General features: G+C 53.6%; 7 protein-coding genes and 1 pseudogene. 3 read left to right on the forward strand and 5 right to left on the reverse strand.

Features of this window, described 5'->3' with window-relative positions; genetic code table 11:
• Positions 1-546 precede the first annotated feature (546 nt).
• Together D9V82_RS05605 and D9V82_RS05610 are read right to left on the reverse strand one after the other, a co-directional pair.
• Complete coding sequence (locus D9V82_RS05605; RefSeq protein ID WP_121911438.1) at positions 547-1,293, reverse strand: hypothetical protein; 747 nt, start codon at positions 1,291-1,293, stop codon at positions 547-549.
• Positions 1,286-1,492: a hypothetical protein gene (locus D9V82_RS05610; protein ID WP_147446159.1), complete on the reverse strand. Its 207-nt coding sequence runs from the start codon at positions 1,490-1,492 to the stop codon at positions 1,286-1,288. The genes D9V82_RS05605 and D9V82_RS05610 overlap by 8 nt, the downstream gene beginning before the upstream one ends.
• Before the next feature lie 531 nt (positions 1,493-2,023).
• Here D9V82_RS05610 and D9V82_RS12890 point away from each other — a divergent pair.
• Positions 2,024-2,158, forward strand: a complete 135-nt coding sequence (locus D9V82_RS12890; RefSeq protein WP_259466278.1) for a hypothetical protein — start codon at positions 2,024-2,026, stop codon at positions 2,156-2,158.
• An 842-nt stretch (positions 2,159-3,000) separates the two neighbouring features.
• Here the strand turns inward: D9V82_RS12890 and D9V82_RS05620 are convergent.
• Together D9V82_RS05620 and D9V82_RS12025 are read right to left on the reverse strand one after the other, a co-directional pair.
• Positions 3,001-4,374, reverse strand: coding sequence for an NAD-dependent succinate-semialdehyde dehydrogenase (locus D9V82_RS05620; protein ID WP_121911441.1), 1,374 nt, complete (start codon positions 4,372-4,374; stop codon positions 3,001-3,003).
• Between the two features lie 102 nt (positions 4,375-4,476).
• On the reverse strand, positions 4,477-4,806 hold the full coding sequence (locus tag D9V82_RS12025) for a hypothetical protein (protein WP_147446189.1): 330 nt from the start codon (positions 4,804-4,806) through the stop codon (positions 4,477-4,479).
• Here D9V82_RS12025 and D9V82_RS12630 point away from each other — a divergent pair.
• Positions 4,783-4,960, forward strand: a pseudogene (locus D9V82_RS12630) (IS3-like element IS1206 family transposase); the annotation flags it as partial. The gene D9V82_RS12025 and the pseudogene D9V82_RS12630 sit on opposite strands and share 24 nt — an antisense overlap.
• 222 nt (positions 4,961-5,182) lie before the next feature.
• On the opposite strand, the gene D9V82_RS05630 reads toward D9V82_RS12630, so the two are convergent.
• Positions 5,183-6,469: an acid phosphatase gene (locus D9V82_RS05630; protein ID WP_121911443.1), complete on the reverse strand. Its 1,287-nt coding sequence runs from the start codon at positions 6,467-6,469 to the stop codon at positions 5,183-5,185.
• A 385-nt stretch (positions 6,470-6,854) separates the two neighbouring features.
• On the opposite strand from D9V82_RS05630, the gene D9V82_RS05635 reads away from it, so the two are divergent.
• Complete coding sequence (locus D9V82_RS05635) at positions 6,855-7,136, forward strand: hypothetical protein (protein WP_121911444.1); 282 nt, start codon at positions 6,855-6,857, stop codon at positions 7,134-7,136.
• The last annotated feature ends 172 nt before the right edge of the window (positions 7,137-7,308 follow it).

The following is a 7,308-nucleotide window of genomic DNA, read 5'->3' on the forward strand; positions in this document are numbered from 1 at the left end:
CGTCACGTTTCGGGTTAAACGACAAAATGTGTTGTTTTCCGGCGTGTCGGAGTAAACGACATTTTGTGTTGGTGGACAGCGTGGTTTAGGGCACCTGGCCTTTGCGTATTCCCATAGAGTGGTTGTAGGCACTGTCGAAAGTTGCTGGTGGACCGTATTCACGGCCGCCGGTGGCTTGTGTTTCTTGGCTGGCTAGCGTGTGCGCTTTAGCTCGTGGGTCTGCCCCCTGATGCGTCCACTTTCCTGGGTCAGCCTCTAGCGCGAGTGACAGTGGCTTTACAGGCGCTCTATCGCCATTGCTAGCGGATTGGTGCCTGTAGTCCCGTTTTTCGTGCACGCCCCGCTACAGACGGGACATCGAGGATGATTCTTACCCATCCATTCATCGTGAACCTCAGCGCCTAGCACATCAGCACGCCCCCGGCGGTATTTCAGAACCGAGGCTGCGTTATCCCTCCGGATAAGTGAAATAATCCTAATACCAGCACGCCAGACGCGCTAAACATATAACTTCACCAACACATCCTGTCGTTTAGGCCGTGACAGTCACCAGCTGGTATGCCTGCGAGGCTCTGGGCATCCATCTTTAGGTGGGGTCACATTGAAACCTAGCCCTTCGAGGGCTTTCATCGCTTCGTCTGGGTTATCACGAACCGCTGCTCTAAGTTGTATGTCAAACCACCTATCGCGGGATTTCTTCAGTGCGTTCTGCCATCCGTTATTCCCTGAGAATCCGCATTCTTCAATCGTGAAATATAAGAAGTCTTCCAGTGAAGGGCGGAATCGGTGTCCTCCTACGGGCATATGGAGTGCTTTTAGGTTTTCGTCTTTTCGGGTGTCACTTTTGCTTTTCTTCCCGTTTTTCATTAGAGCCGGACTGAGTAGGCCGCCTATGCCAGAGAAGTGAATATGGGCGGCTGGTGCAGTTGTTTTTTCACGCTCGTACTCGAACTTGATGGCTGATTGCGTATGGACTCGAATTTCAAATGCGCTGTTTCTCACTGTCAGAAATGTTGCATCACGGTCGTGTGTGAGCTTGTACTCCACTACGAGACCGTAGAGCTCACTGCGCTTTGATTCATTTCGTTCTTGCGCCGAGATAGTTCCTCGCCCGTAAAATAGCGGTGCAGCTATGGATAAAACGATGATTCCGTTACTCTCGTTAATTCCGAACTCAACGACCAGGTCACTGTCTACAACAGGGAGTGCGGCTTTTATAGTTTTCTTAACTTCCTCGGCGAAATCCTTGGCCGACTCTTCTCCGTATTTCCTGGGCAATATTGACTCAGTCATCGATATCGAGCATCATTTCAACTCTACGAAGCTCGTCGTAGAGTTGCCGTTCATCAACAGTGAGACATCCCATGGAAGCCAAATCTCGCAAGTCACGGCGCGTAATCGGCCGTCCTTCGACAGAGGAATACCCATCCACCAAACGCTGTGTCAGAGCTGCTCGCCTCGTTTTTAATTCCGCGGTGTTGGTTCGCTTCATAGTCAATCGCATTGTTTTCCTCCTCTAAGTTGATTATCCCGCAGCCTAGTTGCGAGGGTGGACATTACGGTTCGCGTCTTTCGATATTTCTTGCAACACTGCGTATACCTCCGACAGAAGGTACAGATTGGGCCTTTGTTCACTGGTATTTTTACGTACTTTCCCCGCTCAGCCCATTTTCGCAGCAGGTTGGGGGTAAAATCATACCCCTTTTCTCTCAACTTGTAGGTGAAGGTTTTTGCGGTAAGCCATATTTCCCGTATGTCCACTATTGGCTCTGGTGGCCGTGTGCGGAGTAGGCGGTGGTTGAGTTAGCGGGCCTAACGCTTGGGCTCGTCGAGTATGAGAGGCGCGACGTCGAGTTGGCTGACGGTCTTTGACATTTAGCGTGGGCGGGATCGTGCTGGTTGAGGGGCATGCTTTCCTGGGGCGATGTTTTCCTACTTGAGAACATATTGAGAGTTTGCACATAGTGCATATGTGCAGTATGGTCGGTTTAAAACAAAGGAAGAGACAATAATGGAAAAGACCATGACTTACGCGTCTGCCGCCGCTTTCGCCGCGTTCATTGCCATATCAACAGTGGTACCCAATTGGCTCCTAATTGCCCCCGTGGCACTCGTCATATCCGAACTGGCATTGCCCCTCCGTAAGGACCGCAAGTGAACCCCATCATCGTAGACAAAGACACCGGGCGTGAATTGTGGCTTGGGGAAGCTTGCGCCACGTTTATTGGGGTATCTCCAGCTACATGGCGGACCTATTCCGCTAACGGCCGTACGCCTGACCACGTGGCTACAATTCTTGGCAATTCTCGTCTCTGGGACGCGGCCGAGGTCAGGGCGTGGCATTCCTCGCGACCTGGCTCACCGGTTCGGAATGCTCCAGGGGCCACACGCTAGCAACCCATGCCGGTGGCTAGCGCGTTCACACTTCCTCCCAGTCGGTGCCATGCCGGCGTATGAGGGTGCCGGGCGGGGTGTTGAAATAGTGGGGGTCTTTGATGGCACCGTTTCAATGCTGCATAAACCACTTGGTAGTTATGGCGGTAAAATATGAGTGAACCTCGCGGCAGCACCGTAGGGCGCTGACGATGATGGGTTGCTCATGTGGGACAGGACTGAGTCGGCCATTCCTATAGTTGACCATCCTTGCTGAGCTCATAAGGTTGTTCGTACCAGCATTCGTGACTGTTGAAACTATTTTCTATTTCGTCTTTTGTGGGTTCGTCCGTGTCGTCGAGCAGGAATTGCGCGGGACATTCGGAATACCTGAAGATGGTAGGTTACTAATCTTGCCAACCCAACCGGGCCGAATATCAGGTGTTTACAAAACAGGGGTCAGGACCCAGGGTCTAAACATCCTCGCTCCCGACACACAATCTGGCCTTAACCCCGGCATATGAGCACGCGAAAGGGCCTAGCCAGTCAAGGCTAGGCCCCCTTCCCTACTGCGCTCTATGCACTCGCCGCACGATCGCGGCGCGCTGAGCGAGCGCCAACGAGCAATTAGTCGTTGACATACAGGTACTGCTTGTTCACAAACTCGTCCAGTGCGAAGACGGAAAGCTCACGACCGATGCCGGAGTTCTTAATACCTCCGAATGGCAATACTGGGGAAAAGTACTGGCCCAGGTTGACGTGAACCATTCCCGCCTCGATCTGGTCAGCAACCTTGGTGGCGCGCTCGGTGTCATCGGAGAACACGGCACCGCCTAGGCCGTAATTGGAGTTGTTGGCCAACTCTACGGCTTCCTTTTCAGAGGACACCTTGTAGATTTCTGCCACTGGGCCGAAGAACTCTTCGTAGTAGGAGTCAGAACCAACTGGGACATCGGTAAGCACGGTCGGCTCGTAAAACGCAGCCGTCTCGTGCAGGTTGCCACCAGTGCGAACCTTAGCGCCGTTCTCCACAGCGGTCTTGACCTGCTTGTCCAAGTTCTCGGCGGCCTCGCGGGAAGACATGGGATAATACTGGTTCTCGCCAGGCTGAGTTGGGTCGGCCTGCTTCATCCCCTCTGCAATGCGGACCATTTCATCAACAAATTCGTCATAAATATCTTCCATGACAATGATACGCTTGTTGGAGGTACAAGCCTGGCCGATGTTCTCGATACGCTTGGCCCAAGCTTCCTCAGCGGCCGCGGTGACATCGGCTGCATCCAGGATGATGTAGGGGTCGGTGCTACCAAGCTCGAGCACAACTTTCTTCAAGTTGCGGCCGGCAATCTCAGCCACAGCGGCACCAGCGCGCTCAGAACCGGTCAGAGATACGCCCTGGACGCGCTTGTCCGCGATGATCTCCTCAATCTGCTTATGGTCGGCGTAAACGTTGATGTAAACGCCCTCTGGCAGACCAGCCTCGCGGAAGATCTCCTCGATGACAGCAGCAGACTTTGGGGTAATTTCGGCGTGCTTCAGGATAATGCAGTTACCATTCATCAGGTTCGGGCCGGCAAAGCGTGCGACCTGGTAAAAGGGATAGTTCCACGGCATGATACCCAGCAGGGAACCAATAGGCAGGCGCCGGATGGTGGCCTTACCACCTGGCACGTCAACCGGTTGGTCTTTGTTGTATTCTGGGGCTTTGTCTGCGTAGAACTGCAGGATATCGCCGGAGAAGTTAATTTCCCATTCGCCTTCTGGGGTGGACTTACCCATCTCTTGTGCGACAATCTTGGCTAGCTCGCCTTTACGCTCCTTGAGCAGATCCGCTGCGCGGGACACAATCTTTGCGCGCTCCTCAATAGAAGTCTCGCGCCAGATCTGGAAAGCCTCATTGGACTTAGCTAGAGCTTCTTGAATCTGCTCATCCGTGAAGGTGTCGAATTGCTCTAATACTTCATTGGTAGCAGGGTTAGTTACCGCAAAATCCTTAGCCATTAAAGGATCCCCTTTCTAATCGGATTCTTGGAACTAATGTGGCGACGAACACGTTTTGTGTGCGCCTGCCACCAGGATACTTAAATTCTATTGACATGTCACCTATGTAAATGGGGAACCTATGAAGGGGTCCACGACGACCAAGCTACTCTTCATCTTGATACCCTCATTCTGCTTCATATAGATGGCGTTGCGAGTGAGCATCTGGCGCAGCACCTCCGGCCTCGAGCGTGTCACGTTGTTTGTGTGTGGGGCCGGATTATAGGAATTTGTCGAAGCCGTCAGCGAAGACCACGGCCATGCAGTAGGTCCGACCGGAATAGGCAAGACTACATTGCCCGCGCCATCGGCATCACCGCGTGCCACGCTGGATATTCCGTGGCCTACTACCAGCAGGAGTGCGCGGCCAGTCTTGACGGGGCTATATTCCACTGCCGATCACGGCAGTGTGTACACCTCACAGGCCTTCAGAAACTACTACTCTTCACTAGAGGTACGCCAGTCCATTGGCGCGGTAGTAACGAGTGGCGATAACGCCCTAGCAGAATCATTTAACGCAAAGCTCAAGCAAGAAGTACTGCAAGATCGGACGGTCTTTGAAGCCGGGACTCCAGCTATACTGACCAAAGCAGCATAGCTAAGCTCCCGACGTGTCCACCTTTCCGGGATCAGGCCCGTCACACCGGCGGAAACCGCACGCTGGCTACCATCTACATCGACGTCAGCTAAAGCCTGGCGGCAATAATCCAAAACGCCTAGTCTCCGTGCCGAGGACTAGGCGGTTTATGGGGATGCGGGTGAGACCAAGCTAGCCTTGCACGTTGACGCTACCATCGATATTCACGTTTACCTGCGCCGCCATGGCGCGGGCAACGTTAAGCCGCTGCCAGGATCCATCCTCGCCTTGCCTATCCAATGGATTGCCAGCGGGGAGCGCGGTTTGGCGTAACACCTCGGCGCGCTGTTCCCAAGTCAAGTCTGGGTGAGAGGCGGCTAATAAAACCGGGGCAGCCTGCGGAACAACCATTGGCGCGTCTGTCGGATTGCTTGGAGTGAAATCATAATCCAACAAATTCGTGTATTCGTCTACGGCCGCTGCGGTGGGGCGGTATTCCTTGCCATTCGCTCTATCCTGGGCGACTAGTTCTTCTACGGTTTTCCCCGTACGCCATTGAATCTCTTCCCGAATTTCCTGCGCGGCTTGCTGTAATGCAAAGCGCATGCGTCCGTCGTTCAAGCGATCAGCCGCCGCAGCTTGGCCGGTCATACGGCCTCCAATGACATCCAACGGGTAATGCACACCCAGTACAACGCGGTGGTATCCCGCTTCCGCGCCGCGCAGCATTAACTGGGGGCCTATCTCTGGAAGCATGAAGGCCATCAAAGTAGTGATCCACGTTGCCTGGTTCGTGTGCCCAGAGGGGAAAGCTGGTGAGCTGGGATAGATATCCTTCGACTCGTCTTCGTAACGCTTGATAGCATCGGGTGCCTGTACGAACGGGCGGTCGTAACGGAAGTAATACTTTTCTGCAAAAGTGGAGCTAGCCAGTCCACCGGCACGCGCAGCGTAGCCATTGCCCAGTAAGTACTGTGTCTTGGGCAGTCGATGCTCTGCTAAAGCCTCGCGGAATGCGCCACCCAGGCTCTCTCCCATGGAGTCAGAAATGGCCTCGAGCATGCCACCGGAGCTTGCCTTGGCATCGGACAGCGCGCGAGCAATCAGCCCAGGGTCATCGGCAGCTGCATTGTTAATGGCCACAACCTTGGCTAGGTTTTCTGCAAGGACCTCCGGCTGGTTCTTGATCTGATCAAATCCGCGGACAACCTGCCAATAATTGCCAAATTGATAAGATGAAATATCGGATTCAAAGCCTACAAGGTAGTCCAGGCCAAAGGGCTTAGGAACCGGTGCGCCCGGATGCTGCACCGGAGAGGGGCCAATACTGGATCCACTGCTAAATCCCTGTACTTGCGGCACCTTGGAAGAAAGCTCGCCCGCCTGTGCAGCGGGTGCAAAAGAAGCAACGGTGAAGCTGGCGGCCGCTCCGAGAGCAAGTACTCGACGCGAAACACCACGATTGAAGATAAGGGTCATGTATCGAAACTTTCAGCTAGAAGTTTTTTCCTTTGAACACTAACCAACCAACGTTAAGGACATATGAACTGCACACTAACCTTTTTCAATGCTTTTTCAAACAATCAGTTGTATGAGCGCTCAAGCTAATCGATGTCCTCTGCCTTTCCACTGAGAACCGCGTTTCACCAAACGGTTCAGCACCATGCGCGGACAACCCCGCCGCCTCGGCTGCCGTAGCCGAATGCCGATCCTCATGAAAAATCATTAAATCAACTTAGCACGAATCGGTGCCGCCGAAAACAGGAAGGGATTTTGACCGGGTAGTTTCGACACGAAAGCGCACATCCGGGGTAGGCTGGAGAAGAAATTTTGCTCGCTTAGAATTAAAGGGAATTAGTCAATAATGATCCAATTCGTCTTCGGCGCCGCCGCAGGCTACGTATTTGGCACTAAGGCTGGGCGCAAACGCTACCACCAGATTAAGGGCGCATACGAAAAGACCGTTAACTCCCCTGCCGCTAAATCCGCGGTACGCTCCGCCCGCAAGGTAGTAGCCAACCGCCTAGATCCCGAGCCACGCATGCGCGAAATCCACGACCTTTCCGAAAAGCGCCGTGGAAGAGGCAAGACTCGGGGGAACCGGGCTCCTCAGGCCGACCGCATTTATGAACCCGATAAGGATTAAAGGCTTTCCCGCTAACCACTTCCCGCGCAACTCCTGAACTAACGTTGTTATGTCCATGAGGTTTTTGGACTTGGAGTCTAGCTACTTTTTGGACTTGGAGTCTAGGGACTTTGTGGACGTGGAGTCTCCCCGCTTTTTGGACGGGGAGTCCACTGAGTTTTTGTACTGGTGC

The organism is Corynebacterium macginleyi, from assembly GCF_003688935.1.
Lineage (GTDB): Bacteria > Actinomycetota > Actinomycetes > Mycobacteriales > Mycobacteriaceae > Corynebacterium > Corynebacterium macginleyi.